General features: G+C 71.6%; 17 protein-coding genes. All 17 read right to left on the bottom strand.

Going from position 1 to position 22,442, the window contains the following annotated elements:
• The 17 genes from E0W60_RS03425 to E0W60_RS03345 all read right to left on the bottom strand — a co-directional run bounded on the left by E0W60_RS03425 (position 1) and on the right by E0W60_RS03345 (position 22,429).
• Positions 1 to 2,136, bottom strand: coding sequence for an ATP-binding protein (locus E0W60_RS03425; protein ID WP_135703033.1), 2,136 nt, complete (start codon positions 2,134 to 2,136; stop codon positions 1 to 3).
• A gap of 4 nt (positions 2,137 to 2,140) precedes the next feature.
• Positions 2,141 to 3,889: a hypothetical protein gene (locus E0W60_RS03420; RefSeq protein ID WP_135703032.1), complete on the bottom strand. Its 1,749-nt coding sequence runs from the start codon at positions 3,887 to 3,889 to the stop codon at positions 2,141 to 2,143.
• A gap of 2 nt (positions 3,890 to 3,891) precedes the next feature.
• Positions 3,892 to 4,140, bottom strand: a complete 249-nt coding sequence (locus E0W60_RS03415) for a hypothetical protein (RefSeq protein ID WP_135703031.1) — start codon at positions 4,138 to 4,140, stop codon at positions 3,892 to 3,894.
• A gap of 11 nt (positions 4,141 to 4,151) precedes the next feature.
• A complete protein-coding gene (locus E0W60_RS03410; protein WP_135703030.1) occupies positions 4,152 to 6,416 on the bottom strand; it encodes a hypothetical protein in 2,265 nt (754 codons plus the stop codon).
• A 12-nt stretch (positions 6,417 to 6,428) separates the two neighbouring features.
• Entirely contained in the window at positions 6,429 to 8,417 is a 1,989-nt protein-coding gene (locus tag E0W60_RS03405) for a hypothetical protein (protein ID WP_135703029.1), read from the bottom strand.
• Positions 8,418 to 8,430: 13 nt separating this feature from the next.
• Positions 8,431 to 10,935 (bottom strand): YncE family protein, encoded by a 2,505-nt coding sequence (locus tag E0W60_RS37310; RefSeq protein WP_135703028.1) that lies wholly within the window; start codon positions 10,933 to 10,935, stop codon positions 8,431 to 8,433.
• 74 nt (positions 10,936 to 11,009) lie between these two features.
• Positions 11,010 to 13,394: a hypothetical protein gene (locus tag E0W60_RS03395; RefSeq protein WP_135703027.1), complete on the bottom strand. Its 2,385-nt coding sequence runs from the start codon at positions 13,392 to 13,394 to the stop codon at positions 11,010 to 11,012.
• The gene (locus E0W60_RS03390; protein ID WP_135703026.1) at positions 13,391 to 15,385 is read right to left on the bottom strand and encodes a putative baseplate assembly protein; all 1,995 of its coding nucleotides are present in this window, start codon (positions 15,383 to 15,385) and stop codon (positions 13,391 to 13,393) included. The genes E0W60_RS03395 and E0W60_RS03390 overlap by 4 nt, the downstream gene beginning before the upstream one ends.
• Positions 15,386 to 15,395: 10 nt before the next feature.
• Entirely contained in the window at positions 15,396 to 15,794 is a 399-nt protein-coding gene (locus E0W60_RS03385) for a GPW/gp25 family protein (RefSeq protein ID WP_133095690.1), read from the bottom strand.
• Position 15,795: 1 nt separating this feature from the next.
• Positions 15,796 to 16,560, bottom strand: a complete 765-nt coding sequence (locus tag E0W60_RS03380; RefSeq protein WP_135703025.1) for a hypothetical protein — start codon at positions 16,558 to 16,560, stop codon at positions 15,796 to 15,798.
• A 53-nt stretch (positions 16,561 to 16,613) separates the two neighbouring features.
• Positions 16,614 to 17,126: a phage baseplate assembly protein V gene (locus tag E0W60_RS03375; RefSeq protein ID WP_135703024.1), complete on the bottom strand. Its 513-nt coding sequence runs from the start codon at positions 17,124 to 17,126 to the stop codon at positions 16,614 to 16,616.
• Entirely contained in the window at positions 17,123 to 18,370 is a 1,248-nt protein-coding gene (locus E0W60_RS03370) for a phage late control D family protein (RefSeq protein ID WP_135703023.1), read from the bottom strand. Before E0W60_RS03370 ends, E0W60_RS03375 begins: the two co-directional genes overlap by 4 nt.
• 10 nt (positions 18,371 to 18,380) lie before the next feature.
• Positions 18,381 to 19,085: a LysM peptidoglycan-binding domain-containing protein gene (locus tag E0W60_RS03365; RefSeq protein WP_135703022.1), complete on the bottom strand. Its 705-nt coding sequence runs from the start codon at positions 19,083 to 19,085 to the stop codon at positions 18,381 to 18,383.
• The gene (locus E0W60_RS03360; protein WP_133095685.1) at positions 19,082 to 19,312 is read right to left on the bottom strand and encodes a hypothetical protein; all 231 of its coding nucleotides are present in this window, start codon (positions 19,310 to 19,312) and stop codon (positions 19,082 to 19,084) included. The genes E0W60_RS03365 and E0W60_RS03360 overlap by 4 nt, the downstream gene beginning before the upstream one ends.
• Complete coding sequence (locus E0W60_RS03355) at positions 19,309 to 19,863, bottom strand: phage tail protein (protein ID WP_133095684.1); 555 nt, start codon at positions 19,861 to 19,863, stop codon at positions 19,309 to 19,311. Before E0W60_RS03355 ends, E0W60_RS03360 begins: the two co-directional genes overlap by 4 nt.
• Positions 19,860 to 21,938, bottom strand: coding sequence for a phage tail sheath C-terminal domain-containing protein (locus E0W60_RS03350; RefSeq protein WP_135703021.1), 2,079 nt, complete (start codon positions 21,936 to 21,938; stop codon positions 19,860 to 19,862). Before E0W60_RS03350 ends, E0W60_RS03355 begins: the two co-directional genes overlap by 4 nt.
• A 32-nt stretch (positions 21,939 to 21,970) precedes the next feature.
• The gene (locus E0W60_RS03345; protein ID WP_133095682.1) at positions 21,971 to 22,429 is read right to left on the bottom strand and encodes a phage tail protein; all 459 of its coding nucleotides are present in this window, start codon (positions 22,427 to 22,429) and stop codon (positions 21,971 to 21,973) included.
• Positions 22,430 to 22,442 lie beyond the last annotated feature (13 nt).

Raw genomic sequence — 22,442 nt, 5'->3', positions numbered from 1 at the left:
TCAGGCACGCCTGTGTTCGGCGGCGTCCTGGTGCGCGCGAAAACGCGCTGCCGTGCCCGCGTCGCCATGCTTGGTCTGCCGCCGCGACAGCGCCCGCATCAGCTGCGCCATGCCCACCGCACTGCCTTCGCCGGCCGCCAGGAACGCGGCTTCCAGCGCAATGGCCTGGATGTCCCCGCCGGTCAGCTCGAACTGCTCGGCGATAAAGGCATAGTCAATATCGCCCGCCAGCGGCACCTCGGCCGGGAACATGCCGCGCCAGAGCTGCTCGCGCAACACTGCGTTGGGGCGGCCGAACTCCACCGTGTAGTGCATGCGCCGCGCAAAGGCAGGGTCGAGGTTCTTGGGCAGGTTGCTGGCCAGGATCACCACGCCGTCGTGCGTTTCCATGCGCTGCAGCAGGTAGGCCACCTCGATATTGGCGTAGCGGTCGTGCGCGTCCCTGACCTCGGCGCGCTTGCCGAGCAGGGCGTCGGCCTCGTCGAACAGCAGGATCGCGTCGGCATCCTGCGCCGCGCTGAAGATGCGCTCCAGGTTTTTCTCGGTCTCGCCGATGTACTTCGACACCACGCTGGCCAGGTCGACGCGGAACAGGTCCAGCCCGGCGTGGTTGGCCAGCACCGAGGCGGCCATGGTCTTGCCGGTGCCGGAGGCGCCGGCGAACAGCAGCATCAGTCCCGCGCTGCGGCCGGTGCGGCCCTGCATGTTCCAGTCGCGGAACACCTGCTCGCGGCAGGCGATGGCGGCGCCGATTTCATGCAGCAGCTGCAGCGTGGTGGCGGGCAGCACCAGTTGCGGCCAGCGGTGCGGGCGCGTGGCCAGCTCGGCCACCTGTGCCAGCCCCTGCGCGGCGAGCTGGCGCGCGGCGCGGTCGAGGGCCTCGTGGCCGCTGGCGATGGCCGGGTCGGCCGCCCACAATGCCTGCGCGGCGCGCACCGCCTGCCGGATGCGGGTGCCGGACAGCGAGAAGCGGGCGGCGAGCGTGTCGGCCAGGCTCGCGGCCGGCTGTCCCGCATCGGCCAGCCGGGCGTCGCGGATGGCATCGGCCCATTCCCGTGCGCGCTCGGCGCCGGTGGCGGCCGGCAGCGTGAAGGTGGTCAGCGGCAGGCGCGACAGCGCGGGCAGGGGGCGCCAGTTCGGCGGCACCAGCCACAGCACGTCGAGGCCGCCGTCGAGCGTGCGCCGCAGCGCGGCGGCCAGGCGTTCGTCCGCGGCGGCGTCGCGGCTGGTGCCGGCGGCATCATGCAGCACCAGCGCGGCGTGCGCGAGCCGGGCGGCCAGCAGCGGCGATGTGCCGGCCAGCAGGGCGTGCGGCGCCAGGTGCAGCGCGTGGCGGCCGCGGCGGGCCAGCAGGCGGCGCGCCCAGCCGGCCTGGCGTTCGGGGTCGTCGCTGCGGCAGGCGATCAACTCGCTGCAGGCGGTTGGCGCGCCGACGGCGTCGGCTACGGCTTCCAGCCAGGGTTCGTCCGCGTCTGCCGTCTCCTGCGCGGCGGGCGGGATGCCGAGCAGGAATTGCGCGACCGGCGGCGCCAGCGCCAGGCTTTGCCCGAGCGTGCTGCGTTGTTCGTCACTGTCGGCCAGCACCAGGATGCCGGCCGCGGCCAGCGCGCGGACGCGGCCGCGCAGCGCGGCGGCGTCATGCGGGACCACGTCGGCGCCGAGCAGCCGGCACACCATGTCGACGGTGGCGACCTTGCGCGCGATGTCGTTGTTCAGGTAGGCGTAGAGCGTTTCGTAGCGCAGGTCGAGTTCAGGCGCGAGCACCACGAACAGCAACTCCAGATCGTCCGGCGCCAGCGCCAGCCGCTCGCCCAGCAGCGCCAGCGGCGAGCCCGCGTTGAAATGCTCGCGCCACTGCGCGGCCTGGCGCGTCAGCGCGCCGGCGGGATCGGCATCGGGTTGGCCGAGCTGCCCGGCCTGCTGGCGCAGCAGCGCATCGACCTGGCGGTCGGAGATGTAGAGGCCGCGCAGTTCGTCGAGCGACAGTTCGTAGCGTGCGCGCAGGCGCAGGATCTCGCGCTCGACCAGGCAGTCCAGCCACAGCCGTTCGTTGCCGAAGGGATGCGCCTGCGGCCATGGCGCCGGCATCGGTGCTTGCCGGCCACCGGCGATGAGCGGGTCGAGATCGCGGCGCATGCGTTCACTCCGTGCAGTGCAGGCTCAGCTCGCGCCGGCCCGGCCAGGCCACGCGCAGCCGCGCCATGCCGTTCAGGCTCAGCAGCACGTGCAGCGGCGGGCGCCGCAGCGAGAGGGTCCAGGCGGTCCCGGTTGCGGCGCCGGCACCGCCGCGGTGGGCCTCGCCGCGTGTATCGAGCACGTTGGCGAACAGGTACGGCAAGGTGCAACAGGCCGCGCCCGGAATGCGGAAGGCGATGCGCCGCAGCGCGGCCTGCGCCAGCGTGGCGAAGATGTCCCGCCAGGCCGGCGGCAGCGCCGCCAGCACCGGGCTGGCACCCAGCAGCGCAAGATCCTGGCGCAGCAACCGTGTCAGGCGCAGCCGCATGGCGAGCGGCAGCGGCGCGGACTCGGCCAGGCCAGCCGGTGGCGTCGTGGCATGCAGGCGGCAGGCGCTGCCGGGTTCGATCCATACCTCGGTGCGGATCGCGCCGGCTGGCACCCGCAGCCGCGCGACGCCGGTGAAGGCACAGCGGCGCAACGAGGCGGCGAGTGCCAGGGCCGGCGCTTCGGCGTCCGTGGCGGCCAGCCAGTCGTGCAGCGCTGGCAGTGAAAAGGCTGGCGCCACCTGCAGGAAGGTGCGCCAGAACGGGTCGCGCCACGCCCGTTCGCCACGATGGCCGGCGGCGATCGCCAGCGCCAGCAGCGCGGCAACGTCGCGCGCGCTGCCGGCCCCGGCCGGCGGCGCGGGCAGTGCGCTGGCCCAGCCGCCGTCGAACAGGTCATGCAGGGCAGGCAGCAGCCACGCGAGGCCGCCGAATGGCGCGTCAAGCGGTTCCGCAGCGGCATCGGGTGTGGATGGCGCGCGCTCTTGCTGCACCTGCCTGGCCTGTGCCGCCAGCGATGCCATTGCCGCACGCACAGGCTGCGGCGTGGTGGCGAGCAGCACCAGCCAGTCGGGATCCGTGGCGCAGGCAGGTTTGCCATCGATGACGCCGTGCGCGGCAAGACGCGCCAGCACGGTGGCAGGCATGTCCTCAGGCATCGACAGCAACGCCGCCAGCCAGCACAGCGCGCCGATGCCAGCCGGCTGCGCCGCGCCGCCATGCGCGAGCAGCCACAGTGCCAGCAGCGCGGGCGCGACGCGGCCGGGCGACGCCTGCCGCCATGCGCTGGCGGCAGGCTCCAACGGGCCCACGTCGGTGGCCTCGCTCTCCTGTTCGTGCCAGCGGGACAGGATGCGCACCGCCTCGCGCTCGCCCAGCGCCGCCAGCAGCATGGGCCAGCTTGCCCTGTCCAGCAGCGCCAGCGTGGCGCGTCCCGTGGCGGCGTCTTCCGTCAGCAGGGTGCGGATGGCCGCGCCCGCCGGCAGCATGCGCAGGCCGGCGAAGCGGTGGAAGAGCCAGCTGTCCCAGCCGTCGCCGCGCAGCAGCCGTTCGATAAAGCGCGCATGGTAAGCCGCGCGCGAGGGCATCCTGATGGCGTCGCCGGCTGGATCCGCCAGCGCGCGCGCAAAGGCCAGCGCCAGCTGGCGCGACCAGTGCCGCACGATCTGCCCGGCGGGGCACGCGGTATCGATCTCGCAGGCGATCTCCAGCCGCGGCAGCAGCACCACGGCGTCGTCATCCAGCCCGAGTGCGTCGAGCTGATCCGCCAGCGCCTGCGCCAGCTGCGGCGCCAGCGCGTCGAGCTGGTGGCCGAGCGCGGCCGGCGCGGGGTGCGCGGCAGGCACCGCATATGCGTTGTGCCACTGGCGGATGCGCAGGTGGGCCATGGCTAAGCCTGCGCAGTGACGGCCGCTGCAGGCGGATGCGCATCGACGGCCAGCAGTTCTTCCAGCACCTGCGCGGCGCCGCCGATGCGCAGCAGCTGCTCGCGCAACGTGGCGGCGCGCGCCTCGGCCTCGGCCAGCAGGCGCTGGCCCGCGCTGTATTCGCCGCGCAGCGTGGCCAGGCGCGCCTGCAGCAGGCTGCGTTCGATGGGCGCGGCGGATGCCGCGGGCGCATTGGCGGTGGGGTGGTCCATGGCGGCTCCTTTCAGGTGCGGGGCCCGTAGGCGACGAAGTGGAAGGCGTTGTCGACGAAGCTGCCTTCCGACGGCGGCGTGACGTCGCGGGCGATCAGCGTGAAGCCGCCGGGGCCGACGTTGCGCACGGTGCAGACCTGGTCGTCGTTGGCCGAGTCGACCAGGCTGGCGACGATGACCGGCGTCGCGGTGAAGGCCGGCGCGAAGCTCACGGTGTACTGGCCTGTGCCGGTGCGCGTCGCGCTCCACCCTGTGCCGGCGGAGCCGCCACCCGCGCTGGCCTGCCCGGCTACAATGCGCATCTCGGCCAGGCCGCCTACCGCGAAGTAGTCGCCGTTGTCGCCGAGCCGGATCGCGCCGCGCACTTCCAGCGTGCTGGCGGGCGCAGCGGTGCCCAGGCCCATGCGCCCGGCCGGGGTCACGGTCAGCTTGTCGCCGTTGCTCCACAGCCGCGCATTGCCGCCGCTGGCGTACCAGACCCAGCGCTCGCCGTTGCCGGGGTTGCCGATAAAGGCGCCGGTCTCGCGGTTCTCGAACGAAAACCCGGCGCCGCCGCCGCCGCTGTGGATCTCGCTGCCGAGCACGTGCAGCGTGCGCGACGGCGTCAGCGTGCCGATGCCGACGCTGCCGCCGAACAATGCCAGGTCGGACGAGTTGCCACGGGCCTGGCCGATCCAGCTGGAGAATTGCGCGGCCGCCTCGTTACCGTTGCCGACCTGCTGGAACTGCACCCGGGGCGGATCGTCGAAGTCGCTCAGCACCAGCAGCGGCGCCAGTTGCGGGCCGTACTGGAACCAGGCCTGGCCGGCATCGGGGGCGGTGCTGCTGCCCATCTGCAGCCACTTGCCGTTGCCCACCGCATTGCCCTGCGGCGACGGCACGCCCTGGATGTCGAGCCGTGCGCCCGGCGTCAGCGTGCCGATGCCGACGTTGCCGCTGGCCGCCTCGATAAACAGGTTGCTCAGCGTCGGATCCGACTGGGTCACGTTCAGGCCGTTCTTTGCCGGGCCCATGTTGATCTGCCACGCCAGCGCGCCGCCGGTGCCTTCCAGCCCGACCAGGCCGCCATTGGCCGCGAGCGCGCGTATTGTCAGCGGCAAGGCCAGCGCCTTGTCGGTGCTGCCGATGCCGACACGGCCGTCGTGCTGGATCGCCACGCCGGCGGTATAGCTGAATCCGATCGCGCAGGGATCGGTGCCGGTCGGGGTGGCGGCGCCGAGGGTGAGCCGGGTCGGGCCGGCGCTGCCTTGCGGCTGGCCCAGCAGCACCCGCAGGTCGACCCCGTCGACGGCACTGGGCGCGGCGCGCTGGAGCGCGGTGACGGTGCCCTGTGCCAGGTAGTCGGTGCCGCCGGCATCGACCCACTCGGCGCGCGTGCCGTAGTAGCGCAGGTGGCCGCGCGCGCGCGTGTCGGCGTCGAGCCAGACCGGTTCGCGGAAGTGCGGCGTGTCGGGGTCGCTGGCGCAGAACACCAGGTCGGCGGCGGCGGGCTGGTCGGCCTCGCACAGTTGCTCGACCGGCGTGGCGCCCGCGCGCGGGATCCAGCGGCCGCGCAGCCGCAGCAGGCCGCCGGTGCCGTGCAGCGCCTCGCCGATCCAGCCGGAATGCCGGCGGAACAGGCGCGACTGGGTGGCGCTGGCGGGCGTCGGTTTCTGTAGCGTGCCGCCTTGCCACAGCACGCGCCCGACCGGGATCAGCCACAGGCTGGGATCGTCGTCGCCGGGAAAGCGCTGCGCCGGCACCGAACCATCCGGGGCGAGCGGCTGCAGCGGCAGCAGCGCACCCGGCGCCTCGCGCGCGTCGCCGTAGCTGTCGTCGCCCAGCGCCACGCCGCCCTGGCGGGTTTCGATGGTCTTGCGCTCGCCGACCTCGACCAGGAAGGACTCCACCACGCGGGCATAGGCATCGGTGGCGCCGCATACCTCGAAGCCGGGGCGCACGCCCTGGCCGGCGGCCTCGTCATAGCGGATCCATACGTTGACCAGCCCGGCCGGCTGCCCCGCGAACAGGCCGGCGTCGAGCGGGAAGGGCTCGGCCACCACGATGGCGCGGCCATAGCCGTCGGTGGCCAGCCCCGGCGTCAGGTAAGCCTCGACCGCGCCCTGCGGCGAATCCTGGTAGACCAGCTCGATGCCGGAGGCGATGCCCCAGCTGTGGCTGCCCAGGTGGTGGCGCGCCAGCTGTGTGCTGAAGTAGCGCAGCAGCGCCTGCAGGTCCTCGGCGCCGAGATACTGGCCCTCGAAGAAGCGCGGACGCTCGGCAAATTCGGTGGTCATGGCGCACTCCTCCTAGCCGGGTTTGCGGCCGCCGCGCTTGGTGGCAGGCGCGGGCTTGGGCGCAGGTCTGGCCGCTGCCTTGAGCCGTTCGATCTCGGCGGCCTGCGCCTTGACGCTGTCGCGCAACGCGTCCATGTCGGCGCGCAGGATGGCCATGGCATCGGGGGCGGCCGTCTCCGACGCTGCCCCGGCAAAGGCCGTGGCGCGCAGCGACAGGCCCAGCGCGGCGTCGAGCAGCGGTGCGATCGCGGCCGCGACGCTCGGACGCATCAGTTGGTTGGCGATCACGAACTGGGGCAGGTTGGCCGTCTCCGCGGGGGACAGCCGGTCCCGGCCATTGCCGGGGCTGCCGGGCCCCATCATGCTCTCGGCCAGCGTGCTGAACTCCAGCGTCTTGCCGGTGCGCGCCAGCGCGGCGCGCAGCAGCCCGGTGGCGCCGGCGATGCGTTCGGGTTCGGCCACGGCCGGGTTCAGCAGGTCGTTGGCGCGCTGGTAGGCCGCATCGGCCAGCTTGATGTCGGCGCTGCCGCTGCCGTTGCCATTGCCGTTGCCATTCCCGGCCGCGTTGTCAGGCGCCATGTTCGGGGCTATATCGGGCACCACCTCCGCGCGCATCGCGAAGAGCCCGGGCTGCGCGCCCGCCGCGCTGTCCTGCAGGCGGTTGTCGGGCAGGATGCCGCCGATATCGAAGCAGCACAGGTTCTCCAGCAACTGCCGCAACTGCTTCCCGAATGGCAGGATGCCGAGCCAGTACTGCAGCGACGGGAAGGTGGTGGCGAACTTGCGGTGCACGGTCCAGTTGCACACGCGCAGCACGCGGCAGGACTGGGCCCCGCAGCCGCCGGCGACATGCAGCGACGCCAGCGGCACGCGCACCTCGCGCGTCGGCGCCGGGCACGGCGGCAGCAGCGCCGAGCAGAAGCAGGCGAGCATGGCGTCCAGCCACACGATCATCAGCAGCACCACCGCCAGGTAGATGGCGCCCGCATTGGCGAGCGTGCCCGCGGCGGGGTAGGAGATGGCATTGAACTGTGCCATCAGGTCGCAGTTGTAGCTGCCGTGGCTGCCGAAATAGCGCCGCAGCTGCATGCGCGCCGCGCCGAGCCACTGGTACCACGCCAGCGCTTCGGCAGCGGTGGCGGGGACCTTGAGCGCGCCGGGCAGCTTGGGCATCTGCGTGACCAGCAGCTCGACGCAGCAGCGGAAGCGCTGCATCAGTTCGGAGTCCGGGTTGAAGGCCTGGTTGTTGCCAGCCGCGCCCCCGACGGTGCTGTCGCTGGTCCCGACCGGGTCCGGGGCCTTGTCGGGCGGCTTGCGGTAGACCTCGAAGGCAAAGCCCTCGCAGATCACGGTGGGCTCGCACTGCACCGGCGCGCCGCGCGGCCTGGCCAGCGTGGCGCCGTTGCAGCCGCACTTCATGCCGCCGCAGGCACCGCCACAGCCGCACTTGCCGCCATTGCCGCCGCAGGCACAGCTGTTGGCGGTGCAGTCCGGCGCCGGGCGCAGCGGCTTGACCCCGCGCGCCGGCGCCTCGGCGTAGCGGATCGCCAGGATCCACTCCTCCTCGCCGGCATCGCACTGCTGCGGCGGCGGATGCTTCATCGGCTCGCACTGCTGCCAGCGGTGCTCCGCGTCCTTGCAGCGGCGGATCAGCTCGCACACATCGACGCTGACCGCCTCGCACACCACGATGTCGTCGCCGCAGGGGGTGAGCGCATAGCCGCAGCCGACCGCGACGCCGTCGCCGCACGGGTTGCAGGTGACTTCCAGCCCGTTGACCACGCCCCAGCCGTGCAGCTGCCGGTTGTGCAGCCGGTGCTTGCCGCGGATATAGCCGTCGAGCCGGTTGAGGTCGTCGGCGGTCAGCACCTGGCCGGCGAAGAAGCGCGGCCGGCACAGGCATTCCAGCATGCCGCAAGTGCCGCAGACGCAGGGTTCGGGCGGGCAGGCGGTGGGGCTCTGCCCCTGCCGTTTGCGATAGAGGTCGTTCACGGTGTTCATGGCCTGGTGCTCCCTATCGTTGCTCTATGGTGAACCAGCTTTCGAAGGTGCCGCCCTCGATGCCGTCGCCGCTGACGCGCTCGTCCTGAGGCTGCAGCCACTCCGGCACTGCGCCGGGCTGCGGCGGATTGGGCGGCGACGGCGGGACCAGCTTGGGGATGTGGTCGGCGTCGAGCGCGCGCAGCTGCTTGGTGTCATGGTGCAGCCCGCGGATAAAGTCTCCGTTGACCAGCAGCCGCAGCTTGACCGGCTTGCCCTGCATGGCCCCAAACAGCTTTGGCAGGACCTGCTGGCCGATGCGCACCGCGGTGGCCATGCCGTTGGCGTCGACGCCGGGGTCGAACTGGGTCTGCGCATCGCAGTCGCGTTCCAGCCGGCCGGGTTCCAGGTCTTCGCGCGACAGTGGCAGGTCGCACCAGCATTGCAGTGGCAGTTCGACCAGGCGGCCCTCGTGCTGCACCTGCAGGTGAATCGAGTCGGCATGCAGGTCCCCGGCCATCACCGGCGTGTCGAACGCCACCACCAGTCCCCTGGCGATGGCGTCGAAGGGGATTCGCTCGGCATGCTTCCAGTTGATGTCGCAGATGTGGGGCAGGGCCCAGTCCAGGCCGTCGCCGGGCTTGCCTGGCTCGCCCTGATCGCCGGGGTCGCCCTTGTCGCCCTTGTCGCCCTTGTCGCCCTTATCCCCCTTTTCGCCTTTCTCACCCTGTTGTCCGGGCAGGCCAGGGTCGCCCTGCTCGCCCTTGGCGCTGGTGCCGCCGCAGCAGTGCTCCAGCATGCAGCGCACCGCCAGCGCCAGGTCGGCCACGCTGGGCACGTCCGCGCGCCACGTCAGCATGTCGAGGCGGGCGATATTGGCCGCCGTGTCGGCGAGCGGGTCGCTGGGCGGCACGGTCGGGTCTTCGAGCTTGCGCGACGGGCGGTATCGGGCGATCGTGGCCAGCGTCACGCAGTCCGGCGCGGGGCAGGCCGGGCAGGGATGCGGATCCAGGAAGTCCTCGCAATGGGTAGCTTCGATGGCGGCGATCGCGGCGCCGTCGTCATACACTGCCCACAGCCGCTCGCCGGCGAGCGCCAGCGCGTCGCCGCCCGGGCCGATTTCCAGTGCGTTGGACAGCAGCGCCGGCTGGCCCTGCTGCATGCGGCGCAGGTCTACCGCGACGATGCGGCTGTTGCCGGTGGCGGGCTGCATCAGCACATAGCCGAAGCGGCCGGCCGCTTCGGCGACCAGCGCCACGGGAGGCGCGGGCAGCGGATCCTGGTGCAGCAGCGTGCCGTCCGGCTTGGACAATGCGATGCGCTGGCCGGCCTGGTCGGTCCAGGCGAGCAGGTCGAGGGCATCGGTCTTGACCGTGGCCAGCGCACTGACGCTGGTGCCGGACAGGCCAAGCGCGGCCGGCGTCAGTGCTGCCGCGGCCAGGTCGACCGATTGCATCGCGCCATTGGCCTGCGCCAGGTACAGCGTCTTGCCGTCGCTGCCAAGCGCCCAGGCGGTGGCGGCAAAGCCGCTCAGCGTGGCGTCGAGCACGGCCGTCAGCGTGCCCGGCGCGAGATCGACCGTGAATAGCAGGCTGTCGCCGCCGCCGACCACGAGCGCGGCCACGCGGTTGGGACCGATCGCCGTTACCCAGGCCTGCGTGGCACCAGCCGTGCCCGGCAGGTCGAGCGTTGCGTCTTCGGCACCGGCGAAATCGCCGGCGGATGTGGTATCCAGCAGCGCCAGCCGTGCCGGGTCCGCCGCGGTGGCGCCGGCGACCAGCGCCACCAGCAGCGTGCCGTCGCCGCTCACGGCGATGCCGGACACGGCGGTGGTGAAATTGTGGGTGGCGATATACGCCTGGTTCGACAGCCACAACTGCTGCACCGTGCCACCGCCGCCCGACAAGTCCGCCGCAAGATAGGCGCGCTGGCTCGCCTCATGCAGCGCCACCGCGCGCGCGCCGGCCAGCGTGACGCTGGCCTGCCACGTCAGCCTGGGCGGCTGCGGCTGCGCGGGCGGTACCGCCGGCAGCTCCGGGTCAACCAGCACGTCAAACTCGTAGCTTTCCAGGATGCGATTCGGCGCGCAGCGGGAGTCGTCGCAGCCGCATTCGTCGTACAGCACAGGCACTTCCTCGGTGGGGCATTCGCGGTAGCGGATGCATAGCAGCAACAGGTGGTCCGCGTTGTCGGGCTGCTCGATCAGCGCACGGACCGCCGGGAAGCAGGTGATGTCCAGCGTTTCCTCGTCGATCACCAGGATCTCGTTGCCGCAGCAGTCGAGCGCCGCGCCGGGCCTGACCACCACGTAGCGGTCGCGGCAGGCAGGGTTCGGGTGTGCTGCCACTTCCAGTCCGCAGATCACGCCGGTGCCGTGCAACCGTGCATGGTGGCGGCGGAATTTCTCCACCACGTAGGCCTGTTCCACGTCGAAGTCCGGCACGTCCATCAGCTTGCCGAAGAAGTAGTGGTTGCGCAGCGGGGTCTGCACCTCGCAGCCGGGGCAGGGTGCGTCGCAGCAGCCAGTCGGGGTATGCATTGCGTTGCCCATAATTCAGACCTCTCGTCGTTTGGCAGCTGTCGTTGATCCGCTCTGGTGGCCAGCTACAGCCATTACTGCATGGTGGTGTCCATCCCCACGCGCCGCGTGCCCACACGCAAGGCGCGCGCGCCGCCGTCGCGGTCGGCGCCGCCCAGCACGGTGCCGCGTCCCAGCCGCATCGCATCCAGCGCGGCCGGCGCGGCGCGGTAGCCGATCACGGCATCCAGCCCCAGCATGGCCTGCACGCCGATGCGGAAGCGCGGCTCCACCGGCACCAGCGTGGCTTGCACGTGGGCCGGCACCTCGGCCTTGAGCAGTTGTGCCAGCGCGCGTGCCAGCGCCGGATCGCGCACGCACGCCGCGGGCACAAACACCGACAGCTTGTGCGCATAGACATGGAAGGGATCGCGCCACGGGTCCTGCGCGGTCTTGAGCTGGGTGACGCCGAGACGCGCGCTTTCGTCCGGGCTGGCGGCGCCGTGCCGGCCGGCATGGACGGCACCGACGCACGGCTCGCAGTCATCGCCGCCTTCGCTGCCGGCACGGCCCGGCAGCGGGCAGCCTGGCATCGCCGCCGGCGGCGCGCCCGCGCCCAGCCGGCTGCGGTTGACGATGCGCTCGCCCCACAGGCGCGCGTTGTCGGACAGCCGGCCGAATCCCAGGAACAGCCAGCGCCGCAGGATGTAGTGCTCCAGCAGCAGCCGCGGTGGGCGCCAGCGGAAGCGTTCGGGAATGTCGCTGGCGCACGGTACGCAGGGCGCCGCGCCGGCGCTGTATCCGCACCAGCGCTGCAGGCCGAGAAAGAGGTAGAGCGTGTGCGTCAGCCCGCGCGGCGTGCCGCGCCAGGCAAATGCCCGCGCCGCATGCTTGATGAACGCGCGCTGCCGGGTCAGCGGCAGCGCCGACAGGCCACTGCCCAGGCCGAGCCAGCCGGCCAGGAAGCCGAGGAAATCCTGGCGCCCGCCGGCAGGCGCCGAATTCGGGTCGAACAAGCGCGCCTGTGTGTCGATCTGCCGTTCGATGTCGCGGAACTGGCGGTCGAACAGCGCCAGCCAGCGGTCCGTGAATTCGGCGCTGACCGGCTCGGCGCCGAAGATCGCCGGCAGGTAGCGGCGCCAGCTGATGCGCGGGAAATCGATCGCCACGCAGGCCAGCGACGGCGTCGCCGCGCCGTTGCCGTCCAGCCGCAAACGCAGCCACAGGAAGCGGCCGGGGCGGGCCCGCAGCATGTAGTCGATGCCGTCGAAGGCGGTGGCGCCTTCAGGCTCGGGATGCAGCGCCAGCGCGGGCTGCCAGTCGCCGCTCTCGAACAGGTCTGACGCTTGCAGCGCGGTTTCGGCGGTGAGCACGTCGATGGCAAGCCGGGTATGCGCGGGCAGCGTGGCGCCAAGGACGATGCGGTCCCACATGCACTCCGAGATGCCGCTGTCGAGCGCCTGCGAGTGCCACGTGCCGGTGGAGGGCCAGGCATCGGGTGGATCGTCGGGCGGCGCGTCCAGCAGCGTGCCGGACGGGTCGAACACGCACGGCGCGGCGCATGGCGGGCTGCATAGCGCGGACAGGTCGACCGAGCCGTCGGCATGCACCGTCAGCGGCAGCGGCGCGAAGGCGCCGGCGAGGTCGGCCGGGCGCAGCGGCGGATCGAGACGCCTGCGCGTGGCGGGATCGTAGAACACCACCGCCTCGGCGCCATCCGTGGCGACCAGCAGGCTGCCGTCGCAGGTGGCGGCCAGCGCGGCGACGGCGCCGAAGCCGTCATGGCGCTCCAGTACGCAGCCGGACGCGGCAAAGCGCAGCAGCAGGCCGTGCATGCGGTCGCCGACCCAGATATCGCCGTTGGGCGCCACCGCCAGCGCCGCGGGCTGCCAGTCGTCGAGCCGGCTGCCGGCATCGCACGGTGGCGTGGCCAGCGGTGCGCGCCACACGCCGCGTGCCGCGCCGGTGGCTGCGTTGAGCACGACCACGCGGCGCGTGGCAGGATCGGCCAGGTAGAGACGCCCGCAGCTCGCGGCCAGAGTGGCCGGGCCCGAGGGCAGCCGAGGATCCTGCGGGCGCAGGCAGAAGGCGTCGGTGAACACGCAGGCGCATGGGTCGAAGCGCAGCAGGCGCCGGCCCGTGGCATCGAACAGCAACAGCGCCTGCTGGCAAGGCCCGAGCGTGGCCAGCGCCATATGCCGTGGCAGCACCAGCCCGCCAAAGCTGCCGCTGGCTTCCGGCAGCGTGCGGCCGGAACCCGGCAGCGGCAGCAGCGTCAGCGCGCCGCATTGACCCAGCGGGCCGATGGTGGCGGCCGGCACGGCCGGCGGCTTGCCGGGCAGCGCCTGCCAGCCGAGTTGTCCGTTGAGCACCAGCGTCAGGGGATCGTGCGGCGGGCGCGGTACCGGTGGCAGGTAGGGCGCGTGCGAGGCTGGCCCCGCCGGTGCCGTGGCGGCGGGCAAGGTGCAGGGCTGGGTCATGCATCCACCTCGCTGGCCTCGTAGCGGACGCTGAGCGCCAGGGAGTCGTCGGCCAGCCGCAACAGCGCGCCGCCGCCGACCGGGACATTGGTGCAGGCCGGGTAGTCGGTGTCGTCGAGCCGGAACAGCAGGTCGTCCACGCTGATCACGCCGGCCAGCAGCAGCCGCTGCACCACGCGCGAGTAGTTGATGTCGCCGCCGAACGGCCAGCCGCTGCCGTCGGCATCCGGCTTGCTGTCTTCGCCGCCGACCAGCGGATGGAAGTAGCGCCGCAGCGCCAGCAGCGCGGCCTGCTTGACCGCGGCCAGGTCGGCAGCGCCGGCCACGGTGAGCGTGGCGGAGAGCCGGAGCAGCCGGTAGGCCGGTGCCAGCACATAGAGTTCGGTGGTGGCCAGGCGGCGCTGGTCCAGCTGCGCGCAGACCTCGCGCAGCAGGCCTTCGGTGGGCTGCGGCGCGGGGTCGTCCAGCGGCTGCTGCGGGTTGCTGGCCTCGGGCACGACCACCACGCTGACCACGCCGGGCACTTCCACATTGGGGAAGGCCGGATGGAACAGCGGCAGCGCCCGCGCGCGCGCTACGCCGCCGACCTGCCGCGCATGCAGCTCGAAGTCGTCGCGGGTGACGGCGCGCTCGTGGCTCTTCAGCGTGGCCGCGGCACGTTCGCGCGCGGCCTCCAGCGTCTCTTCATCGGCACCGCCGAAGGCCGGGAACAGGTTGCCCACGCCCTCGGTGTCGATGCCCGGCAGGCTGCCGCGCAGCGTGGCGATCAACCCGGCACCGACATTGCCGTGCGCGCCGCCGCCCACGCGGTAGCGCCGCGCGACGATATTGGCGGGGCGGTTCGGATTGGCCACCGGGATGCGGCCGCCGATGCCGTGGAAGCGGATCTCGCCGGTGGTGCGGTTGAGCACGTAGTGCGCGTCGTCCGGCCCGGAAGCCAGGAAGTCCGCCACCTCCTGCCACGGCTGCAAGCCGTCGCCTTCATCGACTTCAAGCGCCAGGCTGCCGGCCAGCACCGGGTGCTGGGCGAGCTGGAACACCTGGTCGGGCATGCCGGTGCTGCGCCCGGCGATCTCGGCATCGACCGATTGCGCGGCGATCGCCGGGACCGTGTTGGTGCGCACCGCCAGCAGCCGCGGCGGGCGCTGGTAGGCGCCGCCGGCCAGCCGCGCGCGCAGCCAGTAGCGCGGCGCGGCCACCTTGCCCAGCACCGCGCGCTGCGGGCCGTTGCGGGGCGCGGCGCCGAGCAGCACATGGCCGCTGCGGGTGAAGGCGGCGGTGTCGTCGCGCAGCGTGTCGAGCGGGTACCAGTCCTTGCCGTTCCAGTATTCCCACGCGAGCGTCGCCGGCGGCGCGGTGGCCAGCGGGCTGTCGACATAGAAGGGCGCGCGCGCATCGCGCCGGGCGATCCACACCGCCAGGTCGATCGGCACGCTGGGGAAGTCCAGCGGGGAGTCGAATCCCAGCATCAGCGCATTGCCTGTCCGTACCGCCGGCCCGAAGGCGAGGAAGCCGGCCTGGACCTCCGCGTTGGCGGCGCTGACGTCGGTGGTCTGCAGGCCGAGGTCGACCTGCACCGCATCGAGCCGGGCGCTGAGCGCGACCAGTGCCTTCTCGGTCTCGAACACCACGGGCCGGTCTTCGCCCGGCACCTCGGCAGCGACCTGCGTGTGCAGCGGCACGATCAGCGTCGGCTCGGCGTAGGTCGCCTGCACCGGGAAGCTCAGCTCGGCGCGCGCCGGCCGCGCCGGCAGCAGCTCGATGCCGAGCAGCTCCAGGAACTTCAGGTAGTTCAGCTTGGGCACGCGTCCCAGCCGCGCCAGCAGCAGGTCGCTCATCCAGGCCATCAGCTGCACCACCGCCATGCCGGGCTCGTTGTCGTTGACGTCGTCCCACTCCGACGTGTAGCGCGGGATGCGCGCCCGCGCCTCGGCCACCAGGTCGGCGTAGCGCCTGTCGTCGATCACCGGGTATTCGTTCCTGAGCGGCATGATCCTGGCCCTAGACGTAGGATTCGTTGATGTAGAACGGGTACACCAGGTTGGCCAGCGCGTTGTTGGCGCGGATGCGGTAGTCGACGCGGATCAGCAGCAGGCTGGGCTGCGCGGGGTCGAAGTCGGCCGTCACGGCCAGCACGTCGATGCGCGCCTCCCACAGCGCCAGCGCCTCGCGCACCGCGTCGACCGCCTCGGTGCGCGTGGTGGGGTCGTTGGGCGCGAACAGCAGGTCGTGGATGGCGCAGCCGAACGCCGGCATCATCAGGCGCTCGCCCAGCCGCGTGCCCAGAATCAGGTAGATCGATTCTTCGATGCGCTGCCCGGCGCGCGCCAGCGCCAGCTTGCCGCGCGGCGTGACCGAGAGCGGGAAGGCAAAGCCGGTGCCGAGGAAGTCCTGTGCCATCTCAGCCTCCCAGCGCGTCGGCGACGAGCTGCAGCGCCTTGGTCAGCTCGTCGAGCGTGGTGACCACGTTCTGCAGGCTCTCGATGTCCTCGGCCGCGCCGATGGTCGGCGTCTTGATAGGATCGACCCCGGCAATGCCCATGAAGGGCTCGGCCAGCGACAGCAGCACCAGCACCGGGTCGATTGCCGACATCATGTGCTGGGCCGAGGCATTGGCGTTGGCCTGCGCGCATTCCAGCGCGGCCATCAGCTCGCTGTTGCCCTCGGCCTGCGCCGACGAGATCTGCAGCGCCAGACCGCCCATCAGCGCCAGGACGCTCTTGAGCTGGCCGATGATGCACCTGAGCAGCTTGATGATGAGCAGCAGCACGTCGCGCACGAACGGGATCATCACCACGGGCGTTGGCACCGCCAGGCAGGGCAGCACCGCCTCGGCCGCCTGCAGGAACTCCGGCACCACCTTGATCAGCGTGGGCGGGTCGGGCGGGCCCAGCGCCTTGACCACGTCGATCAGCGGCTTGATCAGCTTGAGCACCTTGACCAGGCATTCGATGCTCGCCATCACCGGCGCCAGTTGCAGCACCAGCGAGAAGTTGAGCGAGCAGTCGTCCGGAATGCCCTTGGTGATATCGACGATTCCCTTGAGCGTGCCGCCGGTGGGCAGCTGGATCTGCGCGCTGCCGGGCTTGGGCAGCGGGATGCAGACCGGCTTCTGCAGCGCCTTCTGCAGGGATTCGGGCAGCGGTACCTCGATCGGGACGTCCATGCTTGCCTCGCGGTGTGGTCTGCGTCGGTAGGGCCAGCCGGCAGGGCCAGTCTTCAGATCGGCCCGCCGGCGGGCCGCACCAGCCGGTCGTTGATGGTGATGCTGCCGACCGCGTTGATCGCCAGCGCGCCGCGCGTGTTGATGCTGATATGCGTGTTGGTCATCACCACGGTATTGCCGTGCGCGTCCTCGATGATCAGCGCGCCCTTGTTGCCGGCCACCGGCGTGGAGTCGACCATGCGCAGCGCATGCCCGTTGCGCGAGCGGATCATGCGCTGGCGCTCGTCGGAGGACGGCGGCCGCTGCCGCGGGTTCCACAGGAAGCCGATCACATAGGGGTGGTCCCACATGCCCTGGTCGAAGGCGAGGATCACCTCGTCGTCCACCTCAGGCATGAAGAACGCGCCGCGGTCGCCGCCGGCCATCGGCGCGGCCACCGGCACCCAGCGCTGCTCCGGTCCGGACAGCCACGGGTAGTTGACCTGGATGCGGCCCAGGCGCTCCGGGTCGCGTACCGCGATCACCTTGCCGATGACGATGCCTGCACTGCGTTCGCTGCGGTTCATGGTGTGCCTCCTCCGGGGGCGAGTTGCAACCCGGTGTCCGGGTCTTCCCGGCGCGCGGTGAAGCGGGTGACATAGCCGCTGGTGTTGATCGTGTGCGTGGTCTCGGTGACGAAGAACTCGCCCGAGAGCCGCGCGCCGATGCCCTGGATGCTGACGTGCGAGCCGGCGCGCAGCCGCGGCAGGCCGACCACGCTGGCCTGCACCTTCACCAGTTCCTGCGCGTGGCCGGTGAGGATGTCGAGCGCGAGCCGCCGGGCCTCGTTGCGGGTCGATACCGGGCGCGTGACCACGCGTTCCTCGCGCGGGTCGCACTGCCTGACGATCTCCAGCAGGCGCGGGTTGCGCCGCAGGAAGCGCGGGTCTTCCAGGTCGGCGGTTTCCTCGATGGCGCGCTGGCCGGCGCGGTCCCAGCCGCGCACAGTCACCTTCTTGACCTGGTTGGCGGTGGTCAGGGTGGCCTTCAGGTCCACCAGGCCGGCACCCCAGTCGAGCCGGTAGGGCCTGGGCCCGCCCTTGGTGGACGGGCCAAAGTAGAGCCTGTCGCTGCCGTCGGCAGGGTCCTGCTCGATCGTTACCACGTAGCCGCGCAGCCGCGCGCGCCGCCACAGGAAATCGATGTCGTATTCATTCTTCTGGCCGACGAAGACCAGCGGCGGTTCGTTGTCGGGGTCGGTGCGGATCGGCATCGGGATGCGGCGCGCGTCCTGGCCGCTGTTGCGCCAGTCGGGGTCCGTCAGGCCGTCGAAGCTGCGGGCGATGGCGCTGTCGGTGGTGTCGTGCCAGTTGCCGTCATAGCGCTTGCGCCGCAGCCGGTGCAGCCGGTTCAGGCCGCGCACCGCCAGCGTGTGCGGGCCGCCGGTGGAGAAGGTCGGCTCCATGGTGGTAAAGTTGCCGGTCAGCATCTCCACCAGTTCGCTGGCGTAGCCCATCCTGATGCGGACCACCTTGGAGCAGGGCTCGAACAGCGTCTCCAGCTCATGCAGCGTGGCATCGGCCGCGCTCTTGCTGTCTTCCGAGCCGATGTACTTGTAGCGGCGCCGCGCCGGATCCCAGTTGCCGACGGTCAGCTCGAAGCCGTCGATCTGGTCGATGTTGTCGCGGTAGGTGATGTCGACGATGTCGCGCAGCACGCTGTTCTCCGGCCGCACGCCGTCGATGGTCAGCTCGAAGCGCGGCACGCGCAGGCCACCCATTTCGCTGCGGGCGGATTCGCCGGCAAGGGTCAGGTATTCGCTCGCGCCCATGGCATCGCCCCTAGCGGATCGACGGCACCGTCAGCCGCAATCCCGCCGCCAGCCGGCGCGGATCCTCGATGCCGTTCTCGTCGGCAATGGCGCGCCACTCGCCGGCGCGCTCGTAGTAGTCGCCCGCGACCGCGCTGAGGGTGTCGCCACGGCGCAGCACGTGGGCGTGGCTGCGGTCGGGCGAGCTCGGGTTCTGCCTGCCGAGCTGCTGCTCGATCGGGCGCCACTCGCGCAACACCAGGTTGACCGTGGCGCGCAGCGGGATGCCTTCGGGGCTGAACAACGTGAAGCGGCTGCGCACGCTCTCGGCCACGCCGGTGAAGCTGGTGCGCCGCTGGCTGCCGCCCCAGGCCTTGCCGACCTCGTTGCCGGGAAACTGGTCGTTCCAGATGAAGGTGACCACCGGCGGCGCATGCAGCGCGGGGATTATCTTGACCAGCTGGTAGTACTTGTCGGCTTCTTTCGTCACCGACTGCGCGCCGATGCCCATGCCCTTGTCGGTGCTGTCGCAGAACAGCTCCAGCGTCAGCTTCTCGGCATTGCCGCGCACGAACTGCTGCAATGGCGCATCCAGCCCGGGAATGCCGATCTCCGCCATCTGCACCTGCTTGTCGAACTGCAGCTCGGTGGGGTTGAACTGCACCGGGTAGCTGATGGTGTCGGAAGGCTTGGGCCCCACCCGCACCTTGAACTTGCCCTTGGCCGGTATCGTCATGGCGTTGCTCCGTCAGGTCCGCCGGAGCCGGTCTCGCCTTCCATCCAGTCGAGGTATCCATTGCCGGTCGAAGTCTCGCTGGACACCTGGCGCTGATGCGCCAGCATCTGCTGTACCGCGGGCAGGATCGCCGCGACGATGCTGCGCACGGTCTGCTCGGACAACCCGCCGGCACCGTCGACGATGCGCACGCGGCTGACCACGCTTTCGATGATGACGTCGCTCAAAACAGGCTCCCGATGGCTCCGGCGGCCTCGCCGATGGCGCCGGCCAGCGCGGCCGCGCCGCCCAGCTGGTAGAGGCCTTCGTGGGTGATGGTGACGGCTTCGACCGCCACCGCGCTCTGCTGGGCATTGAGTTGCGGCCCGCTGTACCTGGTCGGCAGGCCGCGGCGGAAGCCCCATACCGTGTGCGGCTTGTGGCGCGCGTCGCACAGCGTGATCAGGCCGTCCTTGCGCTTGCCGGCGCCCGCCGTGAAGGCGTAGAACCAGTCGAACAGCTCGGTGCTCCTGGTCACGCCGTGGCGCAGCACGATCTCGGTGTTGCGGATGCGCTTGGGGAACTTGAGCACGGTGCCGTTGAGACCGCCCTCCATGTAGTCGTCGGTTTCCATCGTCATCTCCAGTCCGCTGCATTCGCTGAAGCCGGCCACCGGCGCGGGCATCAGCGGCGACAGGGCGATCCGTGTCACCGCCGAACCGGTGGAAGCGGTCGAGTCATACAGCGTGACCAGGAAGTTGAAGCCGAGCAGCGGGTCGCGGCGGGTGGCGAGGCTCATGCGAACTCCTTGCGTTCGAACAGCGAAAACACCGGCAGGTTGTCCTGCCTGCCCACGCGCAGCACGATGAACTCGGCCGGCGCCACCGGCGCGATGCCGACCAGCGCGATCAGCTGGCCGTGCTCGCGCGCGTCGGCGTTGGTGGTGTCTTCGGTGGGGTCCTCCTGGCAGCGCACGAAGAACGATTCCGCCGCGGTGGCGCCGGCAAAGGCGCCGCGCTGCCAGAACAGCGTCAGGATGGCGATCAGCGTGGTGGCCACGGCGGCGCGCGTGGGCGCGTCGTTGGGCTCGAACACGGCCCAGCGCAGCGCGATGTCGCAGGCCCGCCTGAGCGCGATCAGCATGCGCACGGTGCTGACATAGCGCCATTCCGGTTCGTCGCTGACGGTGCGCGCGCCCAGCAGCATCGGCGCGCGGCCGAATTCGGCGCGCAGCACGTTGACGCCGGCATCGTTGAGTTCGCCATGCTGGGCATCGTTGACGGCGCTGCGCACGTCGACCACGCGCTGCACCGGCACATTGGCCGGCGCGCGCATCACGCCGAGCGCCAGGTCGGTACTGGCGATGGCACCGGCAACGTGGCCGCAGGCAGGCACGATCCTGACGCCGGCGACGCTGCCGGCAACGGGTGGCGCGGCGCCGTCGTTCTCGGCCACCGCCAGCCACGGCGCGTACAGCGCGGCGGCGCGGGCGGGCTGCTGCTCGACCAGCATGCGGCGCCATTCGGCCAGCGCGCGGATGCCGCGGGCGCGGCTGGTGGCGCGCTCGAACGGCGCGGACAGCACGGCAAAGCGGTCGCCACGCGCATCGCAGTCGGCGATCAGCGCGGTCTGCACGCGCAGGATGTCGGCCTCGGCAAAGACCGGCGGCAGCTCGGCGACGGCGCGCGGCTGGTGCACGCGGCGCGGCGGCGCGGGCGGCGGGCAGGCGAGGCAGGGATTGGCGGCATCAGGCGGCAGCGGCTCGTAGTCGGGGTCCGGCTGCGGCCGGATCAGGATGTCGGGCGCGGCCACCAGCGAGATTTCGTCGATCTCCGCCAGCGCCTGCAGGCCGCGCGCCTTGCGTAGTCGGGCGAAGTCGCTGTCGCGCGGCGAGTACGGCTCTCCGAGGAAGTCGCTGGCGGTCAGCGCGGCCAGGCCGTCGGCGCCGGACGCAAGCGGCAGCCGCTCGCCGGACGCTGCCGCCAGGGGCAACGGCGGCAGCGCGGGGGCAAGGCCAGCGATCTCGACCAGTCCGGGCGGCACGGGCAGGGCGCCGGGATTCACCGGCGGCAGGCGCAGCCGTTCGGCCCCGCTGCCATATGCCGGCGCCAGCACGGTGCCGAAGTAGCGCGGGTGCCGCGGCGACGGGTGCAGGTCGGGGTATTGCGCGGCAAAGGCGTCGCGCCGCCAGACGTCGAGCGTGTAGGCGACACGCTCCACCATGAGCGGCTGGGCAGGGTCCAGCGCGCTCCAGGCGAGCTGGTCGGCGCCGCGCTGGCGCGGATCGGGATGGACCCAGTAGAGCTTGCCCGCCGCCGCGTCGACATGCACCAGCACGCGATGCGCGCTCGCCGCCGGCTGCGCCAGCCGCACCAGCTCACCGGGTGCAAAGCCGGCCACGGCGGCCAGCCGTGCACTGGTGCTGTCGGCCGACAAGGCGCGCTGCGTCAGCGGCCGCTCGCGGCGCCACGCTATGCTGAGTTCGTTGCCCCAGCTGCCGGGAGAGGTGGCCGACAGCCGCCAGCGCGGCACGCCCGCGGTGTCCGCCAGAAGCACGCCGGCGCTGCGTGCGCCGCCGCCCGGCGCGGCCTCGTTGCCGTCGTCGCCAAACTGCCGCGCGGCCACGCGCACGACCCAGCAGCGCAGGCCGTCGTTGTCGAAGAAGCCGCGCACCGCCCACGCCAGGTAGGCGCTGCCGAACGGGCGCCCGAAGTGCGCCTGGAACTGCCGCCACGATTCCACTGCCACCGGCGTATCGAGCGGGCCGCGCTCGGCCAGCCCGATAAACGCGGCGATGTCGGTGCGCAGCACCACCGGCCCGTCGCTGGCGGCGTCGGTCCGTTCGATGCTGACGGCGGGCATGCCGTGGCGCATGGCGGTCTCCGGTGCTGGGGTTGCGGTTCCGTTCAGGGCGCGGTGCTGATGATCTCGATGGTCAGGCCCTCGTGGTGCAGCTCCATGCTTTCCACGGCCACCTGGTTGCCGGTGGCGGTCAGGCTGGGCCCCTCGATCTTGTTGATCCACGCGTTGACGAAATTCCAGCTCAGCACGTCGCGGTGGGCCTCGTTCATCAGGATCACGCTGCCGTTGCGGCGCTCGTTGGCGCCGTCGGCGATATGGCGGTACCACTGCCACAGCGTGTCGTCCTGCACGTAGCCGCGCTTGAACATCAGCGGCGTGTACTTGCGCAGCCCCTGCAGCTTGCGCACGTTGTTGGTGGGGTCCTTGCCCTCGCGGTAGTCGATCGCGTCGCCGTCGGCGGTCAGGCCGCTGACCTCGCTGAACGAGGCCACGATCAGTCCGTCCAGCTCGACGCGGAAGTTGAAGACCGGGAAGGGATCGATGCGGATGTCGGTGGCAGCCATGGCCTTGCTCCTC

This window comes from Cupriavidus oxalaticus (genome assembly GCF_004768545.1).
Lineage (GTDB): Bacteria > Pseudomonadota > Gammaproteobacteria > Burkholderiales > Burkholderiaceae > Cupriavidus > Cupriavidus oxalaticus_A.
The sequence above is the reverse complement of the archived record's forward strand: the minus strand, read 5'-3'. Positions and strand labels throughout refer to the sequence as shown.